This window comes from Pseudomonas sp. MONT-RG-20F-20-E-7-02 (genome assembly GCF_022662395.1).
In the GTDB taxonomy this organism is placed as follows: Bacteria; Pseudomonadota; Gammaproteobacteria; order Pseudomonadales; family Pseudomonadaceae; genus Aquipseudomonas.
Map to the genome: position 1 here is coordinate 347324 of NZ_JAKNQN010000003.1, position 23678 is coordinate 371001.

General features: G+C 61.6%; 24 protein-coding genes. 11 read left to right on the forward strand and 13 right to left on the reverse strand.

The window, feature by feature from the left end; all coding sequences use genetic code 11:
* Positions 1-178: 178 nt before the first annotated feature.
* Positions 179-1081, forward strand: a complete 903-nt coding sequence (locus L8I05_RS10680) for a LysR family transcriptional regulator (protein WP_242168825.1) — start codon at positions 179-181, stop codon at positions 1079-1081.
* Here the strand turns inward: L8I05_RS10680 and L8I05_RS10685 are convergent.
* Together L8I05_RS10685 and L8I05_RS10690 are read right to left on the reverse strand one after the other, a co-directional pair.
* Positions 1073-1831, reverse strand: a complete 759-nt coding sequence (locus L8I05_RS10685; RefSeq protein WP_242168827.1) for a substrate-binding domain-containing protein — start codon at positions 1829-1831, stop codon at positions 1073-1075. The genes L8I05_RS10680 and L8I05_RS10685 overlap by 9 nt on opposite strands.
* A complete protein-coding gene (locus tag L8I05_RS10690) occupies positions 1831-3135 on the reverse strand; it encodes an MFS transporter (RefSeq protein WP_242168829.1) in 1305 nt (434 codons plus the stop codon). Before L8I05_RS10690 ends, L8I05_RS10685 begins: the two co-directional genes overlap by 1 nt.
* A 198-nt stretch (positions 3136-3333) precedes the next feature.
* Between L8I05_RS10690 and L8I05_RS10695 the strand changes: the two genes are divergently transcribed.
* The gene (locus L8I05_RS10695) at positions 3334-3477 is read left to right on the forward strand and encodes a hypothetical protein (RefSeq protein WP_242168832.1); all 144 of its coding nucleotides are present in this window, start codon (positions 3334-3336) and stop codon (positions 3475-3477) included.
* A gap of 126 nt (positions 3478-3603) precedes the next feature.
* Here the strand turns inward: L8I05_RS10695 and L8I05_RS10700 are convergent, their stop codons facing one another.
* Both L8I05_RS10700 and L8I05_RS10705 read right to left on the reverse strand, forming a co-directional pair.
* The gene (locus L8I05_RS10700) at positions 3604-3996 is read right to left on the reverse strand and encodes a VOC family protein (RefSeq protein WP_159954853.1); all 393 of its coding nucleotides are present in this window, start codon (positions 3994-3996) and stop codon (positions 3604-3606) included.
* A gap of 44 nt (positions 3997-4040) precedes the next feature.
* Entirely contained in the window at positions 4041-4220 is a 180-nt protein-coding gene (locus L8I05_RS10705) for a hypothetical protein (protein ID WP_177016113.1), read from the reverse strand.
* Positions 4221-4349: 129 nt separating this feature from the next.
* On the opposite strand from L8I05_RS10705, the gene L8I05_RS10710 reads away from it, so the two are divergent.
* A complete protein-coding gene (locus L8I05_RS10710) occupies positions 4350-5285 on the forward strand; it encodes a LysR substrate-binding domain-containing protein (RefSeq protein ID WP_242168834.1) in 936 nt (311 codons plus the stop codon).
* Positions 5286-5399: 114 nt separating this feature from the next.
* A complete protein-coding gene (locus tag L8I05_RS10715; protein WP_242168836.1) occupies positions 5400-5762 on the forward strand; it encodes a 5-carboxymethyl-2-hydroxymuconate Delta-isomerase in 363 nt (120 codons plus the stop codon).
* A gap of 3 nt (positions 5763-5765) precedes the next feature.
* Here L8I05_RS10715 and L8I05_RS10720 read toward each other — a convergent pair whose 3' ends face one another.
* The 4 genes from L8I05_RS10720 to L8I05_RS10735 form a co-directional block, all read right to left on the reverse strand.
* The gene (locus L8I05_RS10720) at positions 5766-6701 is read right to left on the reverse strand and encodes a LysR family transcriptional regulator (RefSeq protein WP_159954858.1); all 936 of its coding nucleotides are present in this window, start codon (positions 6699-6701) and stop codon (positions 5766-5768) included.
* A gap of 137 nt (positions 6702-6838) precedes the next feature.
* Positions 6839-8026: a cyanate transporter gene (locus tag L8I05_RS10725; RefSeq protein ID WP_242168838.1), complete on the reverse strand. Its 1188-nt coding sequence runs from the start codon at positions 8024-8026 to the stop codon at positions 6839-6841.
* 215 nt (positions 8027-8241) lie between these two features.
* Entirely contained in the window at positions 8242-9684 is a 1443-nt protein-coding gene (locus tag L8I05_RS10730; protein ID WP_242168839.1) for an aldehyde dehydrogenase family protein, read from the reverse strand.
* On the reverse strand, positions 9681-11306 hold the full coding sequence (locus tag L8I05_RS10735; protein ID WP_242168841.1) for a 5-guanidino-2-oxopentanoate decarboxylase: 1626 nt from the start codon (positions 11304-11306) through the stop codon (positions 9681-9683). Before L8I05_RS10735 ends, L8I05_RS10730 begins: the two co-directional genes overlap by 4 nt.
* Before the next feature lie 111 nt (positions 11307-11417).
* On the opposite strand from L8I05_RS10735, the gene L8I05_RS10740 reads away from it, so the two are divergent.
* Positions 11418-12296, forward strand: coding sequence for a LysR substrate-binding domain-containing protein (locus tag L8I05_RS10740; RefSeq protein ID WP_242168843.1), 879 nt, complete (start codon positions 11418-11420; stop codon positions 12294-12296).
* A 49-nt stretch (positions 12297-12345) separates the two neighbouring features.
* On the opposite strand, the gene L8I05_RS10745 is transcribed toward L8I05_RS10740, so the two are convergent.
* Both L8I05_RS10745 and L8I05_RS10750 read right to left on the reverse strand, forming a co-directional pair.
* Positions 12346-12960 carry an NAD(P)-dependent oxidoreductase gene (locus L8I05_RS10745; RefSeq protein WP_242168845.1) on the reverse strand — a complete coding sequence of 205 codons (615 nt, stop codon included), beginning with the start codon at positions 12958-12960 and terminating at the stop codon, positions 12346-12348.
* A 33-nt stretch (positions 12961-12993) separates the two neighbouring features.
* Positions 12994-13860 carry an MBL fold metallo-hydrolase gene (locus L8I05_RS10750; protein ID WP_242168847.1) on the reverse strand — a complete coding sequence of 289 codons (867 nt, stop codon included), beginning with the start codon at positions 13858-13860 and terminating at the stop codon, positions 12994-12996.
* A 104-nt stretch (positions 13861-13964) separates the two neighbouring features.
* Between L8I05_RS10750 and L8I05_RS10755 the strand changes: the two genes are divergently transcribed.
* Together L8I05_RS10755 and L8I05_RS10760 are read left to right on the forward strand one after the other, a co-directional pair.
* On the forward strand, positions 13965-14870 hold the full coding sequence (locus L8I05_RS10755) for a LysR family transcriptional regulator (RefSeq protein WP_242168849.1): 906 nt from the start codon (positions 13965-13967) through the stop codon (positions 14868-14870).
* Between the two features lie 99 nt (positions 14871-14969).
* Positions 14970-15146, forward strand: coding sequence for a hypothetical protein (locus L8I05_RS10760; RefSeq protein ID WP_242168851.1), 177 nt, complete (start codon positions 14970-14972; stop codon positions 15144-15146).
* Between the two features lie 69 nt (positions 15147-15215).
* On the opposite strand, the gene L8I05_RS10765 is transcribed toward L8I05_RS10760, so the two are convergent.
* Entirely contained in the window at positions 15216-16091 is an 876-nt protein-coding gene (locus L8I05_RS10765) for a helix-turn-helix domain-containing protein (protein ID WP_159954866.1), read from the reverse strand.
* Between the two features lie 190 nt (positions 16092-16281).
* On the opposite strand from L8I05_RS10765, the gene pobA reads away from it, so the two are divergent.
* Together pobA and L8I05_RS10775 are read left to right on the forward strand one after the other, a co-directional pair.
* Positions 16282-17466 carry a 4-hydroxybenzoate 3-monooxygenase gene (gene pobA / locus L8I05_RS10770; protein WP_242169353.1) on the forward strand — a complete coding sequence of 395 codons (1185 nt, stop codon included), beginning with the start codon at positions 16282-16284 and terminating at the stop codon, positions 17464-17466.
* Positions 17467-17533: 67 nt separating this feature from the next.
* Positions 17534-19051: an MDR family MFS transporter gene (locus tag L8I05_RS10775; protein ID WP_242168853.1), complete on the forward strand. Its 1518-nt coding sequence runs from the start codon at positions 17534-17536 to the stop codon at positions 19049-19051.
* A gap of 299 nt (positions 19052-19350) precedes the next feature.
* Here L8I05_RS10775 and L8I05_RS10780 read toward each other — a convergent pair whose 3' ends face one another.
* Both L8I05_RS10780 and L8I05_RS10785 read right to left on the reverse strand, forming a co-directional pair.
* Positions 19351-20187 (reverse strand): cache domain-containing protein, encoded by an 837-nt coding sequence (locus L8I05_RS10780; RefSeq protein ID WP_242168855.1) that lies wholly within the window; start codon positions 20185-20187, stop codon positions 19351-19353.
* 50 nt (positions 20188-20237) lie between these two features.
* A complete protein-coding gene (locus L8I05_RS10785) occupies positions 20238-21002 on the reverse strand; it encodes a transporter substrate-binding domain-containing protein (RefSeq protein WP_177016102.1) in 765 nt (254 codons plus the stop codon).
* Between the two features lie 417 nt (positions 21003-21419).
* Between L8I05_RS10785 and L8I05_RS10790 the strand changes: the two genes are divergently transcribed.
* Together L8I05_RS10790 and L8I05_RS10795 are read left to right on the forward strand one after the other, a co-directional pair.
* Positions 21420-22790 carry a glutamine synthetase family protein gene (locus L8I05_RS10790; protein WP_242168857.1) on the forward strand — a complete coding sequence of 457 codons (1371 nt, stop codon included), beginning with the start codon at positions 21420-21422 and terminating at the stop codon, positions 22788-22790.
* Positions 22791-22976: 186 nt separating this feature from the next.
* A complete protein-coding gene (locus L8I05_RS10795) occupies positions 22977-23576 on the forward strand; it encodes a class I SAM-dependent methyltransferase (RefSeq protein WP_242168859.1) in 600 nt (199 codons plus the stop codon).
* Positions 23577-23678: the final 102 nt, after the last annotated feature.

Here is a 23678-nt window from a genome sequence, read left to right on the forward strand (position 1 = left end):
ATTTATACTAAGTTGGGTTGTTTTAAATTGTTTCGTGGATTTTTCGTGTTAACGCGCTTATATCACTGGCTTCATCGTTGTAGCCGGGCTATCAATTCAAACCCGTGCAGGCACACATGGCGCACCCTCACCACCCGTACGATAATGCCCCCCAAATCGACCACACTGGCCTCTTCCCGTGATCATCAAATTCGACCTCAACGACCTCCAAGCCTTCCGCGCCTTGGTAGACAAGGGCAGTTTTCGCGGCGCCGCCGAGGCCATCCGTATCTCGCAACCGGCCCTGAGCCGGCGTATCGAAAAGCTCGAGTCGGCGCTGGATGTGAAGCTGTTCGAGCGCACCACGCGCCGCGTCAGCCTGACCATGGTCGGGCGGGCGTTTCTGCCACAGGTGGAGCGCATGCTCGACGACCTCGACGTCGCCTTGATGGGCATCAGTAACGTCGCGTCCACGCGCATGGGCAACGTCACGATTGCCTGCGTGCCGTCCACCGCTTACTACTTCATGCCCCACGTAATCTCCGAGTTTCACAAGCTGTACCCGAAGATTCGCCTGCGGGTGCTGGACGCCAGCGCCGGTGAGGTGTGCAACGCAGTGGAAAGTGGCGAGGCGGATTTCGGCGTGAGTTTCAGCGGCAGCCTGGCCGATGAGGTGGAGTTCGAATTGCTGTTGCAGGAGCGCTACGTGCTGGCCTGTCGCCGCGACCATCCGTTGGCCGAGCGTGAGAGCGTGACCTGGGCCGAGGCCTATGAGCACGACTACATCACCGTGGACAAAACCTCGGGCAACCGTTTTTTGCTGGACCAGGCGTTGCGCGGCGTGCGGGTAAAAAAACCAAGTATCTGCGAGACCCACCACGTGACCACCATGATCGGGCTGGTGGAGGCGGGGTTGGGCGTGGCGATGGTGCCGTCGATTGCGATGCCGGCGTGCACGCACCCGATTCTGGTGAGTGTGCCGCTGGTGGAGCCGCAGGTGATGCGCAATGTGGGCTTGATCAAGCGCCGCGGGCGGACGTTGCCGCCGGCGGCGCTGGAGTTGGAGCGGTTGGTGCGGGAGATGCCGTTTCGGTCAGTGTGACACCGAGTCCAAGCCGGTGGATTGCACCACCGGTTGCGCCTCTGGCGAGGCCAGGAACTGCAACAGCGCCTTGGCCTGGGCCGGGTGTTCGGCGTTGACCGGAATGCCCGCCGCAAAGCGAGTGACCGATTGCACGTCTTCCGGGATCTTGCCGACGTAAGTCACCCCCGGCACCGGCAACAATTCCGCCACCTGCTGCAGGCCCACTTCGTAGTGACCCTTGGCGACCTGTTCGGCGACCGGGATGCGTTCGATCATCGTGCCCTTGGCCGGCATGCCGAGCTTCTTGAACAGCTCTTTCTCGACATACACGCCGCTGGCACTGTCCGAATACGCCACGGACTTGGCCTGGCTCAGCACCGCCTTCAACTCGGCATCGGTGCCGATGGCCGGTTTGGCTGCGCCTTCTTTCACCACCAGGCCGATCCGTGAATCCGCCAGTTCTACCCGCGAGGCCTTGTCGACCTTGCCCTGTTTGATCAAGTCATCCAGGGCGTAGCCGACCATGATCACCACGTCGGCGTGTTCGCCACGGGCGAGGCGGTTGGGAATGGCTTCCGGCGCCTTGCCCATCGACGGGCCGAGGATGGTCTCGAGGGTGTCGCCGCTCTGCTTGGCGTACTGTGGGCCAAGCAATTTATAAGCGGCGGTGAAGCCTCCGGAAGTCATCACTTTGAGCTCTTCGGCCTGGGCCGTCAGCGCCAGGGCGCCGAGGGCCAGGGCCGTCAGGGTTTTGTACAGGTGCTTCATCACACAGCCCCCTGCATTACCTGCCCACGGGTGTTGGCGCGACGGTACAGCGCCAGTGTCGAGCACAGCGCACACAGCGCGGCAAACATCATCCAGTAGGCCGGCGAGGCCTTGTCTTCGGTGATGTGAATGAACCACGTGGAGATCGCCGGGGTGAAACCGCCGAAGATCGCGGTCGCCAGGCTATACGCCAGCGAGAAGCCTGCCACACGTACTTCCACCGGCATGATTTCGGTCAGCGCCGGGATCATCGCGCCGTTGTACATGCCGTAGAGGAAGGAGAACCACAGCAGGGTTTCCAGCATATGGCCGAAGCTCGGCGCGTTGACCACGAACGACAGCGCCGGGTAGGCGGTGATCACGGTCAGGGCGGTCATCACCACCAGCACCGGTTTGCGGCCAAAACGGTCGCTCAGGGTGCCGCCGATCGGCAGCCAGATAAAGTTCGACACGGCCACCAGCAACGTCACCAGCAAGGCGTCCGAGGTGCTCAGTTGCAGCACGGTTTTGCCGAAGGTCGGTGCGTACACGGTAATCAGGTAGAACGCGGTGGTGGTCATGGCCACCATCAACATGCCGCCGATCACCACGGTCCAGTTTTTCACCAGGGTCGCCAGCACTTCGCGCATGGTTGGGCGATGCTTGCGGTTGGCGAACTCTTCGGTTTCCTGCAGGTTACGTCGCAGTACGAAGATGAACGGGATGATGATGCAACCAATGGCGAACGGAATGCGCCAGCCCCAATCGGCAACCACGGCCGGTTGCATCCACACGTTCAAGCCATAACCCAGCGCGGCGGCAACCACGATGGAGATCTGTTGGCTGCCCGACTGCCAGCTGGTGTAGAAGCCTTTGCGGCCCGGTGTGGCCATTTCGGACAGGTAAACCGACACACCGCCCAGTTCCGCACCGGCCGAGAAGCCTTGCAGCAAGCGGCCCAGCAGTACGAGCAGAGGTGCCCACAGGCCGATGGTCTGGTAACCCGGCACCAGCACGATCAGCAGCGTGCCGCTGGCCATGATCGACAGGGTCACGATCAACCCTTTGCGGCGACCGACGTCATCGATGTAGGCACCCAAAATGATCGCGCCCAGCGGTCGCATCAGGAAGCCTGCACCGAACACGGCGAAGGTCATCATTAATGACGCAAACTCATTAGCGGCGGGGAAGAACGCGGCGGCAATATAGGTGGCGTAGAAGCCGAACAGAAAGAAGTCGAACTGTTCGAGGAAGTTGCCCGAAGTAACGCGGAATACCGCACCAATTTTCGAGCGGGCAGAATCGGGCCGGGAAGGGCTAGTCATGGTTTTGTGTCTCCAGCGTTCTTTTTAAAGTGCTTGTTTCGCTTAAGACCGCGGATAGTGGCTGACACATTTAGAAATGATAAGTGAGTAATTTGGATGTATTGATGCGTCGTGGCTATCAATCGCCAGGCGCGGCCAAAATCCCGACCCTGTTCTATGCTTGAAGGTGTGACCAATTCTTACGGATGGGAGGTGGCAATGGCTGAAGAACACAAGCACTCGGATGAGCGCGATCGCGAGCTGGCTCGGCGGCGAGAAGAGGAAAAGCCGCAGACCTGGAAACATCCGGACGACGGCACGGAGCTTTCCGAGCGAGATCAGGAGCGACCGCTCAAACCCTGATTACCAAGGCTTACTCGGTTCAAATGTGGGAGCGGGCTTGCTCGCGAAAGCGGTGTGTCAGCTAACAAATGTTTCGACTGAAACTCCGCATTCGCGAGCAAGCCCGCTCCCACATTAACTCTGTGTTCAGCCCACTATCGGCGTGCACAACTCCACCAATGTCCCATCCGGGCAACGCACATAAGACACCACTTGCCCCCACGGCTTGGTACTTGGCGGCGCCAGCTCTGTCGCGCCCAGTGCGAGCGCCTTGGCATGGGCAACAAGCACATCCTCTGTGACGAACCCCACCTCCATGCCCAGCGGTTTCCTGGAGGCATGCGCCTGCACGTGCCCACCGTCGAAATTCAGCTCGCCCAGCTCATGCGCGGCAAACGAGAGGGTGGTGTCGCCGGTTTCCAACTCGCCGTAGGTGCCGGATTCATGCAGGAAACGGCGACTGAAGCCAAAGGCTTTTTCGAAGAAGGCCAGGGAGGCGGCCACGTCCGGTACATAGATGATGGTGTAGGCGAATTTCATGATTAAGCAGTCCTTGCTGAAAAAGTAAGTGGTTTAAAAACAGCTCATGAAAGCAGCACGGAAATGGGAAAACCCTGCGCCAGTATCCAATAAGCCAAGGCCGCAGCCAGGCACAAGCCGATAAACACCCGCGTCAGTGTCCTGACGGTGGCATTGGCGATGAACCGGACAACCCAGAGACACAACCCGGCCACCACGATGGCCAAGGCGATAATGACCAGCACGATGGTGTTCCTGCGACCTTAAAGAGCTGATTTATAGTCCCAAAGCCGAGCGATGAACAGTGTTCACATAGACGCAGCCCCCTGGGCTTTCTAAACTGCGGCTTGTCTTGGGGAAAGGGGCAGGCGCCGATGAATCGCAATGAATTACGCAAGGCCGACATCAACCTGATGGTGGTCTTCGAAGCACTGATGCTCGAGCGCAACGTGACGCGGGTGGCGGAGAAGCTGTTTCTCGGCCAACCGACGATCAGTTCTGCCCTCAACCGTTTGCGTACCTTGTTCAATGACCCACTGTTTATTCGCGTTGGGCACCGCATGGAGCCGACTGCACGGGCCGAGGAGATCATCCAGCACCTGTCGCCGGCCTTGGATTCCCTGTCGTCGGCCCTGAGCCTGACCCACGATTTCGACCCGACCCAAAGCACCATGACCTTCCGCATCGGTTTGTCCGATGACGTCGAGTTCGGCCTGCTGCCGCCCTTGCTGCGTGCCCTGCGCCAGGAAGCGCCGCTGGTGGTGTTTGTGGTGCAGCACGTGGATTACTGGCGCATCCCCGACCTGCTGGCGTCCGGCGATATCACCGTTGGCATCACCCAGACCCGCGGCCTGCCGGCGAATGCCAAGCGCAAACTATTGCGGCATATCCTCCCCTGCCTGTTACGTGCCGACGCCTCGGACAAACCGCTGACCCTCGACGAATATTGCGCACGCCCCCATGTGCTGGTGTCCCACACCGCCAACGTGTCCGGGTTTGCCGATGAATGGCTGGCCGAGATTGGCCGCAAGCGTCATGTGGTGCTGTCGGTGCCGCAATACAGTGCGCTGCCGGCCTTGCTCGCCGGCACCGACATGATCGCCAGCCTGCCGGACTACACCGCCCAGGCCATGGCGGCTGGCGGCAACCTGTTCTGCGAGCCGTTTCCGTTTGAAACGCCGACTCTTGACCTGTCCATGGTCTGGCTCAGCCACGTCGACACCGACCCTGCGGAACGCTGGATGCGTTCGCGGCTGGAGGCGTTCATGAGCGAACGCGACAGGCTGCCGGTGCTGGCGGCAAAGTCTTGAGATAACCGTTCAAACCGAACCGCCTGAACGAAGTTTCACCTTCAAAGCGCTCTGATTCAGTGCGGCTGCGTGCTATACGTATGTCTCTTTTCCTACAACAACTCGGAGCCTTTCATGCCGCATCTGCACCTGGAATACACCGCCAACCTGAAAGACCTGGCCGTCGAGAAAACCCTGTTGCGGCTCAACAATGTGCTGATGGCATCCGGGCAGTTCGGTTCCGAGTTCGATATCAAAAGCCGCGCCGTGAAGGTCGAGAGTTTCCAGGTCGGCACGTCCCTGAACCCACGCGGCTTCATCGCCGTGAAGCTGTCGCTGCTCAGCGGGCGCTCACCGCAGGTCAAGCAGCAGTTGTCGGAAAGCCTGTTGGCGGCGTTGCAGGACATGGGCGAATGGCCGGCGGATATACAGGTTCAGCTCAGCGTCCTGCTGGTCGACATGGATCGCGAGTCCTACAGTAAAGTCGCCATCGGCTGAGGGTTACAACAACCCTTGATCCGCGCACACTTTCACCACCTGCTCACGAAACCAGGTATTGGCGCTGTCCTGGCCGCTGGTTTCGTTCCACTGCATGTCCAGGGTAAACCCCGGTAAACCGTTGGGCGCTTCGCAATGGCCGAACACGCTGGCGGGCGCCAGCAGCTTCTGCACGCGGCGGGGCAGGGTGACGATAAAGTCGGTGCCGGTGATCATCTTCAAGGCTGCGCTGTAACTGTTGGCCCGGGCGACCACCTGGCGCTTGTGGGCCTGACGCGCCAGCCAGCCGTCGATCATATTGGTGTCCGAGGACCACGGCGTCGGAAAAACGTGGCGCCGTTCGACGAAGGATTGCAGGCTGAACGCCGACTCCCGCGGCGCCGCGCGTTTATCGAACACACAGACCAAATCGTCTTCCAGCAGCATCTGGGTCTTGAAGTCTTTATGGGCGCGGTGAAAGTGCGGGCCGAAGCAAATCACCAGGTCGAGACGGCCTTCGCGCAGGTCGTCGGCCGGGATCTCGGTTTCCAGCTTCTGCACATTGACGTTCACCGGCAGGTCGGCGCGGTCGAAGTTCTTCAGCAGGCGCGGCAGTATCAGCTGTTCGAAGTATTCGGGCGCGCAGACCGTGAAGGTCACCGCCTTCTGTGTCGGGTCGAAGGCCTGGCCACCGGCGTGGCACAGGTTGATGCTGTCGAGGATCTTCTGCACATGCCCGTACATGGTGGTCGCCTTGTACGTAGGCCGCATGCCCGCCCGCGTGTTGATAAACAGTTCATCCTCGAAACTGGTGCGCAGTTTCTTCAGGCTGTAACTCACCGTGGACTGGCTGACGAACAGCGTTTCAGACACCTCGGTAACGCTGCTCTGGTCGTAGACGGCGATAAACACCATCAAGTCCTGCATATCGAGCTTTCTGAGCAAATTACTGTTTAGCATCCGTTCCATCCGGTAAGCCTTGGCACTGAGGCAGCGCGCGACAAGGGCAAAAGCTTAACGGAACGGTCGTGCCAATAGAAAGCGCTGTAGGGCGTTTCTATGTTTTGCGTGGGACAAATAATGTTGGCAACACGACGTCAGTGGATATGTCGTGCGTAATGCTTTGGATTAAAGCGCGTGACGATCAGCAGCATCACCACGATCACGGCGGTCAGCGACCACCAGGCCCATTCGAAGCTGCCGAGTTGGTCGCGAATCATCCCGGCAATAAGTGGCGACAGGCCAGCAATCAGGTAGCCGATGCCTTGCACAAACGCGGTCAGGCCACCGGCGCGGCGCGGGTTGTCGAGGTGGTCGAGGGACAGGATCAGGCTCATCGGAAACAGGCCGCCGATGCCCAGGCCCAACAGGCAAGGCCACAACAGGCTCAGGTGTTGCGGGCTAAGAATCAGGCCGCAGAAACCCAGGATGATCAACACCAGCAGCACCGCGACCACGCCGCGTTTATCCTGGCGGCGGTTGGCGATAGCGGGCGTGATCAGGCCGGACACCACTTCCATGGCGGTCAAGAACCCCAGCAGCAGACCGGCGTTCTGCTCGCTCCAGCCTTGCTCCACGTAATACGGCGCCAGCCACGCGAGTACGCAGGTGTAGGACGCTGTACCGAGGCCGAAGAAGATCGCCAGTAACCAGGCGCGACGATTACCGAAAAATGATTCCTGCGGGCCGGAACCGGCCTGGGGCAGCGGCGGCATTGCCGAGCGCTGGGCGTACCAGAACACCAATGCCAATAACGCGAGTGCCGCCCAGATCGCCAGGCCGATGCGCCAGCTGCCGGTCTGCACCTGCACGAACGGCGCGAACGACGCCGCCAACGCTGCACCGCCCATGATGGCGGTGACGTACAGGCCCATGAACAGCGAAACGTTGTCGCTGAAGCGGGTCTTGATCAATGCCGGCATCAACGCCTGGATCATCGCGATACCGACGCCGGCAGCGATGGCGCTGACGATCAACTCCAGCGCCGAATCCACAAACAACCGCGACAGCGTGGCCACGCCAATCACCAGCAGCGACAGCACAATGCTGCGGTGCTCGCCAACGCGTTTGCCCAGGCCCATGCCAAAGAACATCGCCAGGCCCATCGCCATGACCGGCAACATGGTCAGCAAGGCCGCGCTGCTGAAACTCAACGGTACATCGCCGCGAATCGACGACAACAGCGGGCCGACGGCTGCCATCGATGGGCGCAGGTTAAGGGCGACCAGTACCACGCTGATCATCAGCCAAACGGCGGTGGTGGGTTTTGTGCGGACGTTTTCCATGGGTGGGCCTTGAAGAGACAAGGGCGAATCAGGCCACGCAGGGGCGAGCGGGGCAAATCAGAAAGTCGTTGGCACTATCTAAAAATCAGGGACTAAAGCAAGACGCGCAAAACTGTGGGAGCTGGCTTGCCTGCGATGGCGGTGTATCAGGCACTGAATCAGGGGCTGACCCGCCGCTATCGCAGGCAAGCCAGCTCCCACAAGGATCTGCGTTGCTAGACGGCGCGGATCACATGCTTGATCTCCTGAAACGCCGCCAGCCCCCACGGCCCCAGCTCGCGGCCGATGCTGCTTTGTTTGTAACCGCCCCACGCCGTTTGCGGGAAGATCACTTGCGGCGCGTTGATCCACACCAGCCCGGCCTGCAAGGCGTTGGCCACGCGTTCGGCGGTTTCGGCGTGGGCACTCACCACACTGGCGACCAGGCCGAAATCGCTGTCATTGGCCAAGTCGATGGCCTGCGCTTCAGTGGTAAAGCGTCTTACACACAGCACCGGGCCGAAGATCTCTTCGTTCCACAATGCACTGTCCAGCGGCACATCGGTAAACACCGTCGGGCGAAGGAAATAGCCCTTCGCCAGGTCCGCCGGTCGATCACCGCCGCACAGCAGGCGCGCGCCATCCTCGAGGCCACGCTGGATATGCCCGAGCACCCGCTGATACTGCGCACGGTTGATCAGCGCGCCCATTTCCACATCCTCGGTAAACGGGTCAGCCACGCGAATCCCTTCAGCCCGCGCCTGCAAACGCTGCAGGAATTCGTCCGTCAAGCTGTCCGCCACCAGCACACGGCTGGTGGCCGAGCAGATCTGCCCGGCGTTGAAAAAACCACCGCCACACGCCAGTTCAACCGCCAGGTCGAGGTCGGCGTCCGCCAATACCAGCAGCGAGGATTTGCCGCCCAGTTCCAGGCTCACGCCCTTGACCGTTTCCGCCGCGCGCTGCATCACCTGTACGCCAACGGCGTTACTGCCGGTGAAGGAAATCTTCGCCACGCGACGGTCGGCTGCCAGCGGTGCGCCGACGGCCAGGCCGGTGCCGCAGACCAGGTTGAACACACCCGCCGGGAACCCGGCTTCAGCAATAATTTGCGCCAATTGCAGCTCCGCCAATGGCGTGACTTCCGATGGCTTGAGCACCACGCAGCAGCCGGCGGCCAGGGCCGGGGCGAGTTTCCAGGCGGTGGTCACCATCGGGAAGTTCCAGGGTACGATCAAGCCGACCACGCCGCACGGTTCACGGCGCAGACGTGCACTGAAATCCTCGCTGGGCAACGCCACCGGGCGGTCCTGCGCGGCGTCCATGGCGTCGCAGAGGCCGGCGTAGTAGTCGAAGGTGGCGACCACGTCGTCCACATCGATGCCGGCTTCAAACAGCGGCTTGCCGTTGTTGCTCGACTGCAACTGCATCAGTTGTTCACGTTGTTCACGCACACCTTGGGCAACCTTGCGCAGCAGGGCGCCACGATCACGGCCGGTGCTTTTCGACCAGTCGTTGAAGGCCGCGCTGGCGGCCTCGACGGCCTGGGCCACGGCGCTCGCATCACCCACGCTGACGTGGGCCAAGGTGGCCTCGGTCGCCGGGTTGATCACTTCAAGAACCCCATGGCCTGCGCGCCACTCGCCACCGATAAACACACCGTTCAGTACCGCGCTCATACCGCTACCTCCTGCATCCAAAGTGCCTGGTCGATTTCAATCAGCGTCGGCCCCTGGCGATCAGCCGCAGCGCGCAATGCCGTGCGCAGGTGCGCAATCCCCTGGATGCGTTCGGCGGCGCAGCCCAAGGCCTTGGCGACACCGATAAAGTCCGGGGTGTAAATGTCCACACCGACCGGCTCGATAGCGCGGTTGAGCATGTATTTCTTGATCTCTTCGTAGCCCTTGTTATTCCACAGCAGCACGATAACCGGCACGTGTGCCTCGACCGCGCTGGCCAGTTCCGGCAGGCTGAATTGCAGGCCGCCATCGCCGATCAGGCACACCACCGGCTGGCCGTCGCCACGTCCCAACCACGCGCCAATCGCAGCGGGCAGGGCATAGCCCAAGGTGCCGTAGCCGGTGGAGGAGTTGAACCAGCGACGCGGGTGGTCGAGGTTCAGGGTCAGGTTGCCGCTGTACACCGGCTGGGTGGAATCGCCCACCAGCACGGCGTCGGGCAATTCCTCCAGCACTGTGTTGAGAAACAGGGTTTGCGCGCGGGTTGCGGCGTCCCAGCCTGGCGTCAATTCGGCCCACAAGCGGGCGACGCGTTGAGCGCCCCAGTGTGGATCGCGCGTGGGCAAGGTCTGGGTGTTCAGCTCGGCCAGCAAGGCCTCGGCTGCAATCTGCGCATCCGCCACCAGCGCGACCTGCGGCGGGTAGTTGCGCACGGTCTGGTCGGGGTCGATGTCGATGCGCAACAACGCGCCGGGAATCTCGAAACCACCGGCGAAGGTCACGTCGTAGTCGGTTTCCGCCAGTTCGGTGCCGATGGCCAGCACCACATCGGCTTCGGCAACCAGGGCGCGGGTGGCGACCAGCGTCTGGGTCGAGCCGATCAGCAACGGGTGCGTGGACGCCAACATGCCCTTGGCGTTGATGGTCAGGGCCACCGGCGCGCCGAGGGTTTCGGCCAGGCGTGTCAGTTCGGGGGCCGCCTCGATGGCGCCGCCACCGGCGAGGATCAGCGGGCGTTTCGCCGCCGCCAGCAGCCGGCTCATTTGCTTGACCGCCGACGGCGCAGCACCGGCACGCGCGACGCTGACCGGCTCGCTGCCGAGCAGGGCGTCGGCGTTTTCGACCAACACATCCAGTGGAATCTCGATATGCACCGGGCGCGGCCGCCCGGCCTGGAACAGCGCAAACGCGCGCGCCAGCACGCCCGGTAATTCCGCTGCCGACATCAAGGTATGCGAGAACGCCGCCACGCCTGCAATCATCGCGCCCTGGTTCGGCAGCTCATGCAACTTGCCGCGCCCGCCGCCCAATTGGCTGCGCGACTGCACGCTGGAAATCACCAGCATCGGGATCGAGTCGGCATACGCCTGGCCCATGGCGGTGGTGATGTTGGTCATGCCGGGGCCGGTGATGATGAAACACACGCCGGGTTTACCGCTGGTGCGCGCGTAGCCGTCGGCCATGAACCCGGCGCCTTGCTCGTGGCGCGGGGTGACGTGGCGGATATTCGAACGCGCCAGGCCACGGTACAGCTCCACGGTGTGCACGCCGGGAATGCCGAACACCTGGTCCACGCCGTAGCTTTCCAGGAGGTTGACCAATACTTCGCCGCAGGTCGCCATACATGTCGCTCTTGTTATTGATTCGAGGCGCTATTGGAGCGGCTGGCCCGTAGCGGCAACAATCGATAAAAAGTCATACTAGCCATGTCTTCACGTCATGGCTGTGCCCCAATGAAACGCCTGCCACCGCTGCCCGCGCTGCACACCTTTTGGGTCACGGCCCAGTGCTGCAACTTCACCCGCGCCGCCGAGCAACTGCACATCACCCAAGGCGCGGTGAGCCGGCAGATTGCCGGGCTGGAAAGCCATTTGGGCTACGCCTTGTTCCAGCGCCAGGCGCGGGGCTTGAGCCTGACCGAAAAGGGCCGCGAATGGTCGCTGCGTGCGCAGCAAGTCTTTGGCCTGATCGCTGACGCGGTGGAACAGATCGGCAGTCGCCGCGAAACCCTGCAACTCAAGGCCTCCACCTGCGTGATGCGCTGGCTGCTGCCGCGTTTGCTGCAATGGCAAAAGGAGCGCCCGGACGTGCCGGTGGAACTCACCACCACCGTCGCCTACACCGTGGATTTTCGCCGCGAGCAATTCGATGCGGCGGTGATCTATGCGCCCATCGCCGAGCAGTCGGCGCAGGCGCGGCATTTATTCGATGAACAACTCACGCCGGTCTGTGCGCCGGGGCTTCTTGCAGGTGTGCACACACCGGCGGACCTGCAGCAACAGGTGCTGCTGCACCCCACGCGGGATGAACGCGACTGGGCGTTGTGGCTAAAGGCGGCGAATACGCGGTTGAGCAACCTGGCCCAGGGGCATCATTTCGAGACGCTGGATTTGGCCATGACGGTGGCGTCCCAAGGCTCCGGGGTGGCGATTGGCGACAGTGCATTGATTGGCGAGGATGTGAAGGCGGGGCGGTTGGCGACGCCGTTTGAACTGCGGGTGCCGACGGGGATGGGGTATTACCTGGTGTATCCGCCGGGGACAGAGCCGTCTGCCGGATTAGTCGCCTTGATGGAGTGGTTGGTAAGCCAGGCACAACAGTCTTCACACTGAAGACTCAAATGTGGGAGCTGGCTCCCACATAAGCCAGCCCCCACAGGGATCAGTAGCCGACGGTGAAACGCTGGCGCGAGTGCTTCGGCGACTCAACCTCGTCAATCAACGCAATCGCGTAATCAGCAAAGCTGATCCAGCTGCGCCCTTCAGCGCTCACCAGCAAGTCATCCTGGCCGACGCGGAATTTACCGGTGCGTTCAGTCTCAACGAACTCCGCCGACGGCGACAAAAAGGTCCAATCCAGTTCCTTTTCCTGACGCAGCGTTTCCAGAAAATCAGCCCCGGCGCTGGCTTCGGCCTTGTACTCGGCCGGGAAGCCCGGGCTGTCGATCACACGCCCGCCACCCGGCAACAACAACGAACCCGCGCCGCCGACCACCAACAGGCGCTTCACACCGGCTTTTTTCACCGGGCCGATCACGGCACTGGCCGGCAGCGTGGCGAAGTGCGCCGCACTGATCACCACATCGTTGCCGCTGACAGCCTGTTGCAACGCGTTGGCATCCAGGGCGTCGACTTGCTTGACGGTGACGCCCGGGCGCGCCGCCAGTTTGTCGGTATTACGTGCGATGGCGGTGACGCTGTGCCCACGACGCAGCGCTTCTTCCAGCAGTTGGCTGCCGGCACGGCCGGTGGCACCAATGATTGCGATCTTGCTCATGACGTTCTCCAGTACGTTAAGGTTTAAAACCATTCACCACTTCATTTCGCCCTTGGCCACTTTGGCGCCCAACTCCAGGCTGCTCTCGTCGGCAAGGTTCGGGTAACGCTTCTTCATGGCGGCGATCAGTGCCGTCGAGTCTTTGGCTTTGGCGGTCTCGGTATCGAAGGCTTTGATGTAGTCGGCGGTGAAGGCCACGGACTGCACCGTCGGTGTGCCCAGGTAATGGCCCGGAATCACGGTATGGGGTTTCAGCGCTTCAATGCGTTTAAGCGTCGTCAGCCAGTCGGCGTGCGACTTGGCGGTTTGCGTGTCGGCCATCCAGACGTGGGTGTTTTCAAAGACCACCACACCACCGACGACCGCTTTGATCGAGGGGATCCACACAAAGGTGCGGTCCGGCTGTGCGCCGTCCAGGCCGATCACTTCCAGCGTCTTGCCTTCCAGGGTCAGGGTATGGCCTGGCAGCACCTGCGGGACGATGGTTTTGCTCGGTGCGTCGGCGCCCAGTTTCGGGCCCCAGAACGCGAGTTTCTGCTCGGCGGTCGCCTTGATGTGGTCGACCACCGGCTGCGACGCCAGTACCTTCGCGTCTGGGAACGCCTTCGTCAGCACCTCAAGGCCGAAGTAGTAATCCGGGTCGCCGTCGCTGACGTAGATAGTGGTCAGGTGTTTGCCGCTGGCGCGAATTTTTGTCACCAGTTGCTCAGCCTGAGCATTGCCGAATTGCGCGTTTACCAGGATGACGTCGTGCTCGCCGCTGACCAGCACCGAGCTGACGGGCATCATCGCCGACTCACCGGGGTTGTAGGCGTCGAGCTTCAGGTCGGCGGCAGCCGCATGGGCGGCGAATGCCAGGGCGGCCGTTGCGGTGGCCAATCGTTTGAGCATCGAGATCATGTGCAGCTCCAGCAGGCGATAAGTGATGCACAGAGCTTAGTTGCACCAAACGTCACAAAAAATGCCATGCTTGAACATAGTTTGTTTCTAAAAGCGTGCAAATCATGGATCGTCTTCAAGCAATGCGGGTGTTTGTCACGGTAGTCGACCTGGGCAGCCAGTCAGCCGCCGCTGATCAGCTGGACCTGTCGCGGCCGGTGGTGTCGCGTTATCTGGCGGAGCTTGAGGATTGGGTCGGCGCTCGCCTGATGCACCGCACCACGCGCAAGCTCAGCCTCACCGCGGCCGGTGTCGAAATGCTGCCGCGCTGTCGGCAAATGCTCGAGTTGTGCAACGACATGCAGTCGGCCGTCAGTGAGCCGGACGAAGCGCCGCGCGGCCAGTTGCGGCTGAGTGTCAGCAGCTCATTCGGCCAGGCGCAGCTGGCGGATGCCGTGGCCGAGTTCGTCAAGCGCTACCCGCTGGTCAGTATCGATATGCAGATGCTCGACCGTACGGTGAACCTGGTGGATGAGCGTATCGACCTGGCGATCCGCACCAGTTTTGAGCTGGACCCCAACCTGATCGCGCGCAAGCTCACGCTGTGCCGCTCGGTGATTTGCGCCTCGCCGGCGTACCTGCTGGAGCATGCGCAGCCGCAGCAGGTGCACGACCTGGTGGAGCACAACTGCCTCACGCATTCCTACTTCGGCAAAAGTCTGTGGCACTTCACCGAACACGGCGAGCCGGTGTCGGTGGCGGTACAGGGGAATATCAGCGCTAACGAGGCGACCACGCTGTTACGGGTGACGCTGGCCGGGGCGGGCGTGTCGCGACTGCCCAGTTATCAGGCGGGGGATTACATTCGCCGCGGCGAACTGATCCGTTTACTGCCCGAGGCCGAACCGCAACAGATGAATGTCTACGCGGTGTACGCCTCGCGCAAACACATGCCGTTGGCGCTGCGCAGCCTATTGGATTTTCTGGTGCTGCGCTTCCCTGAAGAACCGGTCTGGGACATCGGGCTCTGAACCCGACATAAAGATGTTGAATGGCGCCCCATAATGGCAACTCGCCCTGACTGACCTATGCTTTAAACAGCACCGAGTCGATGTGTTCAGAGGTGTGCCATGACCTTAAAAATTAGAAAGTACCTGATGATTTTCATCCTGTCCGCCGTAGCGACCGCGCTGTACGGCACGGCCGCCTACCGGGTTGAACAGACTCGCATGCAGCCGACCTTTGCGGTCAGCTGCCATCAGGACCTGTGCGTGCCACGCACCGGCAGTTTCAGCGCGCTCAGATGATCGTTATCGCGCTCTGCTGATCGTTCCCACGCTCCGCGTGGGAATGCCGCCCCGGACGCTCCGCGTCCCCTAATCAGCCTTCAGCTGCTCGCGAAACGCCTTGGGCGAAAACCCGACCCGCCGACGAAACAGCCGGGAGAAGTTGGTCGGGTCGGAAAACCCCAACACCTCCGACATCTCATTGATGGTCATGCTGGTGTAGGTCAGCAGGCGCTTGGCTTCCAGCAACTGGCGGTCATGCATGATCTGCAACGCAGGCTGCCCGCCCAATTCCCGACACGTCCCGTTCAGGTGTGAGACCGAGATGCCCAATTTGTGGGCCAAATCCTCAATCTTTGGGTGTTCGCGGTAATGCTGTTCAACCAACTGGGTAAAGCGGCGGAAATATTCACGCCCGCGCGGTGCGCGCGGGTGGCGACGCTGGATCGCCTGGCGGCTGATCCACACGAGCAGCACGCTGACCAGCGCGTGCATCATCATGTCGCGCGCCGGCTGCTCATCGGCGTATTCGTCCTGCAGGCGTGCGAACAGGCCGTTGAGGTAATCGCTGTCCTTGCCGGCCGGGTAATTACCCAGCACTTGCAGGCCATCTACCGTGGTGCCCAACTGAGCGTGCAAATGGCTGACCAGCGGCGCCGACAGCGTCACGATGAAACCTTCTACATCCTCGGCAAACCGAAACCCATGCACACACAAAGGCGGCAGCACCTGCAAGGTCGCCTCGTTAAGCGTGGTGCGCTGGCCTTCGATTTCCAGCTGCGCCTGGCCTTTGTGGACATACAACAACTGGCACAGATCCGCGTGCCGGTGGGGCTGGATTTCCCACTGGTATTCTCGGCTGCGCCGGGAAATGGTTTCGCAGTGCAACAAATCGGGCGTTGGCCATTGCTGGCTTTCCCCGTAAAGCTTGAAGACCGGAATCGCGGTACTGGCAGTTTTGGTCATGGTTTCAATCCGATACTCAGGATAGTGGTGCGGTAATCGCCCCGATTGGCAAAAAGTACAGGCTTTGTCTCAGTTTTCACCTTCTTATGATGCTCACTCAAGTGAAAAATGATCAGTAACAAGATGAATGACAACTCTTTCACCTGATCCGTTCGGGTGACGCTTGCGAGCCATAAAAATAATGAAAACGCTGAAAACCCAAGTCGCCATTATTGGCGCCGGTCCGTCCGGATTGCTGCTCGGCCAACTGCTGCACAACGCCGGTATCCAGACCCTGATTCTAGAGCGCCAGAGCGCCGATTACGTGCAAGGCCGCATCCGTGCCGGGGTGCTGGAACAAGGCATGGTCGACCTGCTGCGCGAGGCGGGTGTGAGCCGGCGCATGGACGCCGAAGGCCTGGTGCATGACGGGTTTGAACTGGCGCTGAACGGCCAGCTCAGCCACATCGACCTCAAGGCACTGACCGGCGGCCAGACGGTGATGATCTACGGCCAGACCGAAGTCACCCGCGACTTGATGCAGGCGCGCGAAGCGGCTGGCGCCATCACCTTGTATGAAGCGCACGACGTGCAGCCCCATGACCTCAAAAGTGATCGACCCTGGCTGACGTTCGAGCATCAGGGCGAGGCCTTTCGCCTGGAGTGCGACTACGTCGCCGGTTGTGATGGTTTCCATGGCGTGGCGCGCCAATCGATCCCGGCTGATTCGTTAAAGGTTTTCGAGCGCGTCTATCCGTTTGGCTGGCTGGGCATTCTGGCCGACACACCGCCGGTGCATGCCGAATTGGTCTACGCCAAGCACCCGCGCGGCTTCGCCCTGTGCAGCATGCGTTCGCCGACCCGCAGCCGCTATTACCTGCAAGTGCCGGTTGATGAGCCGCTGGATGAATGGTCGGATGAGCGTTTCTGGGACGAGCTGAAAACCCGTCTGCCCGGCCACCTGGCAGAGCAGCTGGTCACCGGCCCGTCCATCGAGAAAAGCATCGCGCCGCTGCGCAGCTTTGTGGTGGAACCCATGCAGTACGGGCGCCTGTTCCTGCTCGGGGATGCTGCGCATATCGTGCCGCCCACCGGCGCCAAGGGCTTGAACCTGGCAGCCAGCGACGTGAGCACGCTGTTTCGCATCCTGCTCAAGGTGTACCGCGAGGGGCGTGTGGACTTGCTGCAAAAGTACTCGGCGATTTGCCTGCGCCGCGTGTGGAAGGCCGAGCGGTTTTCCTGGTGGATGACCTCGATGCTGCACCAGTTTCCCGAGGCGGATGGCTTCAGCCAGCGCATTGCCGAGAGCGAACTGGCGTACTTCATCAGTTCGGAGGCGGGGCGCAAAACCATCGCAGAAAATTACGTCGGGCTTCCTTACGAAGCTATCGAGTAGCCTGCTATCGTATCGAGCATTCCCGCGGGCCTTTCCTTTCCTGCGGGCCTTGCTCGAAGGTTCTGCCGTGACCAACCTGAATCAGCCTACCCAACCCGTTCCCGCCGTGCGCAGTGTGCTGGTCGCCTTGATGCTGGCGATCTTCCTCGGTGCCCTCGACCAGACCATCGTCGCCGTGTCGATGCCGGCCATCTCCGCGCAGTTCCATGACGTCAACCTGCTGGCCTGGGTGATCTCCGGCTACATGGTGGCGATGACGGTGGCGGTGCCGATCTACGGCAAGCTCGGCGACCTGTACGGGCGCCGGCCGATGATGCTGATCGGCATGGGCGTGTTTACCTTGGCGTCGATGTTCTGCGGGATGGCGCAGAGCATGGAGCAGTTGGTGCTGGCGCGGATTCTCCAGGGCATTGGCGCCGGCGGGATGATCTCGGTGAGCCAGGCGATCATTGGCGACATCATCCCGCCCCGTGAACGTGGGCGCTATCAGGGCTATTTCAGCAGCATGTACGCGGTGGCCAGCGTGGCCGGGCCGGTGCTCGGCGGCTACATGACCGAGTACTTGTCGTGGCGTTGGGTGTTTTTGATCAACCTGCCGCTGGGCGCCGGCGCCTGGTACGTGGCGCATCGCACCCTGGTCGGGCTGCCGGTGCCGCAGCGCAAGCCGATCATTGATTATCTCGGCACGGTGCTGATGATCATCGGCCTGACCGCCTTGCTGCTGGGCATCACTGAAATCGGCCAGGGCCATCATTGGCGTGATCAGCAAGTGCTGGGGCTACTGGCGTGTGCGCTGGTGGCGTTGACGGTGTTTGTCTGGCATGAGCGCCGCGCGCGTGAGCCGCTGCTGCCGATGCACCTGTTTGCCAACCGCGGTGCGGTGTTGTGCTGGTGCACGATTTTTTTCACCAGCTTCCAGGCGATTTCCCTGACGGTGTTAATGCCGCTGCGGTATCAGACGGTGACCGGCTCCGGGGCTGACAGTGCCGCGCTGCACTTGCTGCCGCTGGCGTTTGGCCTGCCGGTGGGGGCGTATTGTGCCGGGCGTCTGACCTCGGTGACGGGGCGTTATAAACCGATGATTCTGACCGGGGCGTTGCTCAGCCCGTTTGCGATTCTGGGCATGGCCTACAGCGCGCCCCAAGCGGTCGGGATGACCGCGGTGTTCATGTTGCTGTGCGGGATTGCGGCGGGGATGCAGTTTCCGACGTCGCTGGTGGGGACGCAGAATTCGGTGGAACAGCGGGATATCGGCGTGGCGACCAGCACCACCAACCTGTTCCGCTCCCTCGGCGGCGCGGTGGGCGTGGCGTGCATGTCGGCGTTGCTGCTGGCGTTGTTGCAGGATTCGAGCTTTGCGCACTTGGCCAGCGGCGCGCTGGTGGCCGAGGGCAGTTCCGGCAACGTGCTGCTCGACGGCCTCAACGCCGCCCCCGGCCCGGCGCAGGATGCGTTACGCGGGGAATTGGCGGTGACGTTCCGGCATTTGCTGATGGTCAGTGCGGCGGTGTCGCTGCTGGGGCTGGCGGCAGCAATAGCAATGCCAAACCGCGTGCTGCGCGGGCGCGAAGACAAGGCCAAGTAACCGTGTGGGAGCTGGCTTGCCTGCGATAGCGGTATATCAGTGCCGGCTGTGCAAACTGACCCACCGCTTTCGCAGGCAAGCCAGCTCCCACAGGTGATTGCATTCCAATTCTGATCCGGGGGGTTAGTACCCAGGGGCTGCGCGGGCGCGAAGACAAGGCCAAGTAACTGACCCGATGATGATCAAACTGTGGGAGCTGGCTTGCCTGCGATAGCGGTATATCAGTGCCAGCTGTGCAAACTGACCCACCGCTTTCGCAGGCAAGCCAGCTCCCACAGTTGATTGCATTCCAATCTGGTTCAGGGGCTGTAATACCCGACCGCCACCATGAAATGCCCGATCTTGCGCAAGTAGGCGTGCTTGTTCTCGACCTTGTCGGTTACCGGGTTTTTCCAGCGGTACTTGTATTCACCCTGATCCTGCTCGGCCATCAGCTTGAGGATCGGCTCGCCTACCGGCCTGCCGTCCGGGTCTTTGATCTTGCGAAAGTCAGTATTCACCAGGCGCAAGTTGGTGCCATGGGCCACATACCGCCCGGTATTCAGGTCCACCACAAACACATACAAGTCATCCTGCAGAAACCCGCCCTGCAACGCGTTGATCGCCTTGAGCGTGCCAGCTTCATCCTTGACCAGCGCTTTCACCGCCTTGTCGCGCAATCCGCGAGCCTGTTCTGGCGTGGCGCGTGGCAGGTAATAGCCGACTGCCAGAATCCGCTCGCCGACCCGCTGGTAAAACACATGCTTGCGCTCAACCTTGCCGTCGTTCCAGTTCTGCCAGCGATATTCCGCCTGCTGGATGCCTTGGCCCTCGGGCACTGCCAGCGCTTGTTTGAACGAGGCTTGCAGGTCCGGCCCCAGCTGTTCGGACACATCGCGGCCGATCAACGCGGCGGAGGGGCCGCCACTGGCCAGCAACACGCCCTGGGTATCGACCACAAACACATAACGGTCGTGGTCGATAAATTCACCCTGGCGACTGAACGCGGCAAAGGCCTTGTCGCCGTTGGCCTGGTAGTAGGCCAGCGCCTTTTCCAGCAGCGTCTTGGCAGCCTGGGCGTCCTCATCCTGAGTGGCCGCGTGCACCTGGCTGAAACACAGCAACAGCAGCCACGTGAGTCGGAGCAGTCCTTTCATTACCCGTCCCTCATTGTTATTGATGTGAGCACAGCGTAGACGCCTGCGGCTCAGGGCGCCGCCAGCCATTGATTGACGATACCGTCGTACACGCCGGTGGCGACGCTCAAGTGCAACCACTGGTCGACATAGCTTTTCCAGGCCACGTCATCGCGGGGCAGCAGGAAGGCCTTTTCGCTGTACTGCATTTGCCGTTCCGGGTTGACCGCGCACAGCCCTGGCTTGAGCTTCTGCTGGTAGCGCGCCTCGCTGGCGTCAGTAATCATCACGTCGGCCTTGCCCGCCAGCAGCTCATCGAAGATGGTCACGTTATCGTGTAAACGAATCTGCGCCTGGCCCAAGTGGGCGCGGGCGAACACTTCGTTGGTGCCGCCCGCCGGCTCGATCACGCGCACCTGCGGCTGGTTGATCTGCTCGACGGTCTGGTAGCGCTGCACATCGGCGCAGCGCACCAGCGGGATCTTGCCGTCCACGCCCAAGGCCTGGCTGAAGAAGGCTTTTTTCTGCCGCTCCAGCGACACCGAAATACCGCCCACGGCGATGTCGCAACGTTGGGCGAGGAAGTCCGGCATCAGGGTTTTCCAGGTGGTCGGCACCCAGGTGATTTTCGCGTTCAGGCTCTTGGCCAGCGACTCGGCCATGGCAATGTCGATGCCTTCATAGCTGCCGTCGGCGCGCAGCGAGGTGTAGGGCTTGTAGTCGCCGGTGGTGCACACGGTGAGCGTGCCGCGCTGCAGCACCGCGTCGAGGCGCGATTCGGCCACGGCGTGGGTGGCCAGGCCTGCCAACAGGCAGAAGGTGAGGGGAGCTTTCATGCAGTCGAATCCTTTGGGGGCATGATCGGGGGCGGTCATTATTTCCAGCGGGGCGGCCCGGTAGCAAGGCCTATGCAATGTTTAGCCAACGTGCAACCAAACTCCATCAACCCTGAATTTAACCCCCCTATGCAGGCGTGTGACGCTGCCGGGCATCTACCTCACTGTGAATCCCCCATGGACGGTTCCCCCGACACTCACCCCGCGATACCGCCTGGCACCCTGGTGCCAAGCTGTCCGTCGACTGTCGAGGCACTGCCCTCCGAGCTGGCCTTCTGGGCCCTGTTCCACTGCCGCCACGCACGCCCACCAGATACCTCTTTTCTACGTTGATTTGCCCCATGGATGACGCGCACCTGTGCGCATCTGCCCGGCGGCGCCTGTGCGCCTGCCTGACGCAAACGTATGAGAATTGTCATGAGTGTTTTTGCCAGCCTGCACGAAGCCCAATCCTTTCTTGAGCAGCACCCGGACATCGAGATGTTCGAGCTGTTTATCCTCGACAACAACGGCGTGCCGCGTGGCAAGTTGTTGCACCGCGATGAACTGCTGGCGGTGTACGAAAGTGGCCGGCCATTGCCCAGCACCATCCTCGGACTGACCATTAATGGCGATGACGTGGAAAACTCCGGGCTGGTCTGGGAAGTCGGCGATATCGACTGCCGCGCCTACCCGGTCAGCGGCAGTTTGCAGCGCATGCCGTGGCGGCTGATCCCGACTGCGGCGGTGCAAGTCAGCATGCACCCCACTGAAGGCCTGCCCGCCACCGTGGCCGACCCTCGGCACCTGCTGGCCAAGGTGATCGACGGGCTGAAAGCTGACGGTTACTACCCGGTGATGGCGGCGGAGCTGGAGTTTTACCTGCTCGACCAGAAATCCGACAGCAACGGCCGACCGCAACCGGCGCGGGATGTGGACGGCAATCGCCCGCGCTCGACCCAGGTCTATGGCTTGCGCGAGTTGGAGCAGATCGAGCCGTTCCTGGCGGACCTCTACAGCGCCTGCAAACTGCAAGGTATTCCGGCGCGCACGGCGATTTCCGAATACGCCCCGGGCCAGGTGGAAATCACCCTGGAACATCGCGCTGACGCGCTGCAAGCGATGGACGAAGCCGTGCGTTACAAACGCCTGGTCAAGGGCGTGGCGCACAAACACGGAATGACCGCGTGTTTCATGGCCAAGCCGTTCGATGACCTGGCGGGCACCGGCATGCACATGCACGTCAGCCTCGCCGATGCCCACGGCAATAACCTGTTCGCCAGCGAGGCCGCCGATGGCACGCCTTTATTGCGCCACGCGGTGGGCGGCATGCTCAGCACCTTGCTGGATTCGTTACTGCTGTTTTGTCCCAATGCCAACTCCTACCGCCGCTTCCAGACCAACAGTTATGCACCGCTGGCGGCCACTTGGGGCGTCGACAACCGTACTGTCAGCCTGCGCGTACCCGGCGGGCCGGCCAACTCCCGGCACATCGAGCACCGTATCTGCGGCGCCGACGCCAACCCTTACCTGGCCGCTGCGGCGATCCTCGCCGGCATTCATCGTGGTATCCGCGAACAACTCGACCCCGGCGCCCCGGTGGAAGGCAATGGCTACGCGCAAGCCAAGGAATTGCTGCCCACCGACTGGCTCACCACCTTGCGTGCCCTGGAAGGTTCCAGCTGGGCGCGGGATGCGTTCGGCAGTGAGTTCCTGGGTGTGTACCTGGCGGTGAAGCGTGCCGAATATCGCCAGTTCATGGGCGAGGTGGGCGAGCAGGACTGGCGCTGGTATCTGCACCAGGCGTAATCCACTGTGGGAGCCAGTGATGGGTTGCCTGACCCGCCGCCATCGTAGCCTCGCTACAGCTCGACAACTCCCACACTGGATCTTGAGTGTTTGGTGGCCGTGGCGGTTTCGACCTTTTTTTCACGTTGCAGTGGTTAAGCTGCGGTTCAAGGTCGTTCACTACCGTTCTACACACATGAGCCCGTGATGTCGTCACAACCACCTTCCTCTATCGAGATTGAATTCACCGAGCGCTGCGACCGTGAGCACGCCAGGGTCTGTGGCGACACGCGCCCGCCACGGCTGCGCCAGCGCATGGCGGCGTGGCGCGATGAGCGGTTGGTGCGCCAGGCGTTGAAAGTCGCCGGCGAACCGGGGCTGATCCTCGACCTGGCCTGTGGCTCGGGTCGGTTCTGGCCAGTGTTGGCCGAACACATCAACCGCGTGATCCTGGCCTCGGACAACTCCCAGGCCATGCTCGACCATGCGCGCACTCATCATCCGGCGGCGTTGCTCAAACGGGTCAAAACGTTCCAGGGCTCGGCATTTTCCATCGGCCTGTCGGCGAATGCGGTGGATTGCATTTTCTGCCTGGAACTGTTTCGCCATGTACCGAGCAGCGAAGGGCGTTTGGCGCTGCTGAGTGAGTTTCATCGGGTCAGTCGCGACACGGTGATCGTCTCTGTTAATGCGCAGACGGCTGTCGAGGATGAATTTCGTCAAGCCGGATTCAAAGTCTTGTACCAGCAAGAGTTCCTGCCGGGCTCCAAGCGTTGGCGGGTTTACGTTCTGCGTAAGAGAGGCTAATTGCCGCCTGTCGGACTATTCTTTGTCTCTTGTCGGAGTTTTCATGATGGTGTGTGCACTGCGGATGCTCGCAAGGGTCTTTCGCGATATATACTGCGCGCC

Coding starts and splice junctions, on each gene's coding strand:
- L8I05_RS10685 (WP_242168827.1), bottom strand. CDS start 1,831: ATGAAGCACCTGTACAAAACCCTGACGGCCCTGGCCCTCGGCGCCCTG.
- L8I05_RS10690 (WP_242168829.1), bottom strand. CDS start 3,135: ATGACTAGCCCTTCCCGGCCCGATTCTGCCCGCTCGAAAATTGGTGCG.
- L8I05_RS10695 (WP_242168832.1), top strand. CDS start 3,334: ATGGCTGAAGAACACAAGCACTCGGATGAGCGCGATCGCGAGCTGGCT.
- L8I05_RS10700 (WP_159954853.1), bottom strand. CDS start 3,996: ATGAAATTCGCCTACACCATCATCTATGTACCGGACGTGGCCGCCTCC.
- L8I05_RS10710 (WP_242168834.1), top strand. CDS start 4,350: ATGAATCGCAATGAATTACGCAAGGCCGACATCAACCTGATGGTGGTC.
- L8I05_RS10715 (WP_242168836.1), top strand. CDS start 5,400: ATGCCGCATCTGCACCTGGAATACACCGCCAACCTGAAAGACCTGGCC.
- L8I05_RS10720 (WP_159954858.1), bottom strand. CDS start 6,701: ATGCTAAACAGTAATTTGCTCAGAAAGCTCGATATGCAGGACTTGATG.
- L8I05_RS10725 (WP_242168838.1), bottom strand. CDS start 8,026: ATGGAAAACGTCCGCACAAAACCCACCACCGCCGTTTGGCTGATGATC.
- L8I05_RS10730 (WP_242168839.1), bottom strand. CDS start 9,684: ATGAGCGCGGTACTGAACGGTGTGTTTATCGGTGGCGAGTGGCGCGCA.
- L8I05_RS10735 (WP_242168841.1), bottom strand. CDS start 11,306: ATGGCGACCTGCGGCGAAGTATTGGTCAACCTCCTGGAAAGCTACGGC.
- L8I05_RS10740 (WP_242168843.1), top strand. CDS start 11,418: ATGAAACGCCTGCCACCGCTGCCCGCGCTGCACACCTTTTGGGTCACG.
- L8I05_RS10745 (WP_242168845.1), bottom strand. CDS start 12,960: ATGAGCAAGATCGCAATCATTGGTGCCACCGGCCGTGCCGGCAGCCAA.
- L8I05_RS10750 (WP_242168847.1), bottom strand. CDS start 13,860: ATGATCTCGATGCTCAAACGATTGGCCACCGCAACGGCCGCCCTGGCA.
- L8I05_RS10755 (WP_242168849.1), top strand. CDS start 13,965: ATGGATCGTCTTCAAGCAATGCGGGTGTTTGTCACGGTAGTCGACCTG.
- L8I05_RS10760 (WP_242168851.1), top strand. CDS start 14,970: ATGACCTTAAAAATTAGAAAGTACCTGATGATTTTCATCCTGTCCGCC.
- L8I05_RS10765 (WP_159954866.1), bottom strand. CDS start 16,091: ATGACCAAAACTGCCAGTACCGCGATTCCGGTCTTCAAGCTTTACGGG.
- L8I05_RS10780 (WP_242168855.1), bottom strand. CDS start 20,187: ATGAAAGGACTGCTCCGACTCACGTGGCTGCTGTTGCTGTGTTTCAGC.
- L8I05_RS10785 (WP_177016102.1), bottom strand. CDS start 21,002: ATGAAAGCTCCCCTCACCTTCTGCCTGTTGGCAGGCCTGGCCACCCAC.
- L8I05_RS10790 (WP_242168857.1), top strand. CDS start 21,420: ATGAGTGTTTTTGCCAGCCTGCACGAAGCCCAATCCTTTCTTGAGCAG.
- L8I05_RS10795 (WP_242168859.1), top strand. CDS start 22,977: ATGTCGTCACAACCACCTTCCTCTATCGAGATTGAATTCACCGAGCGC.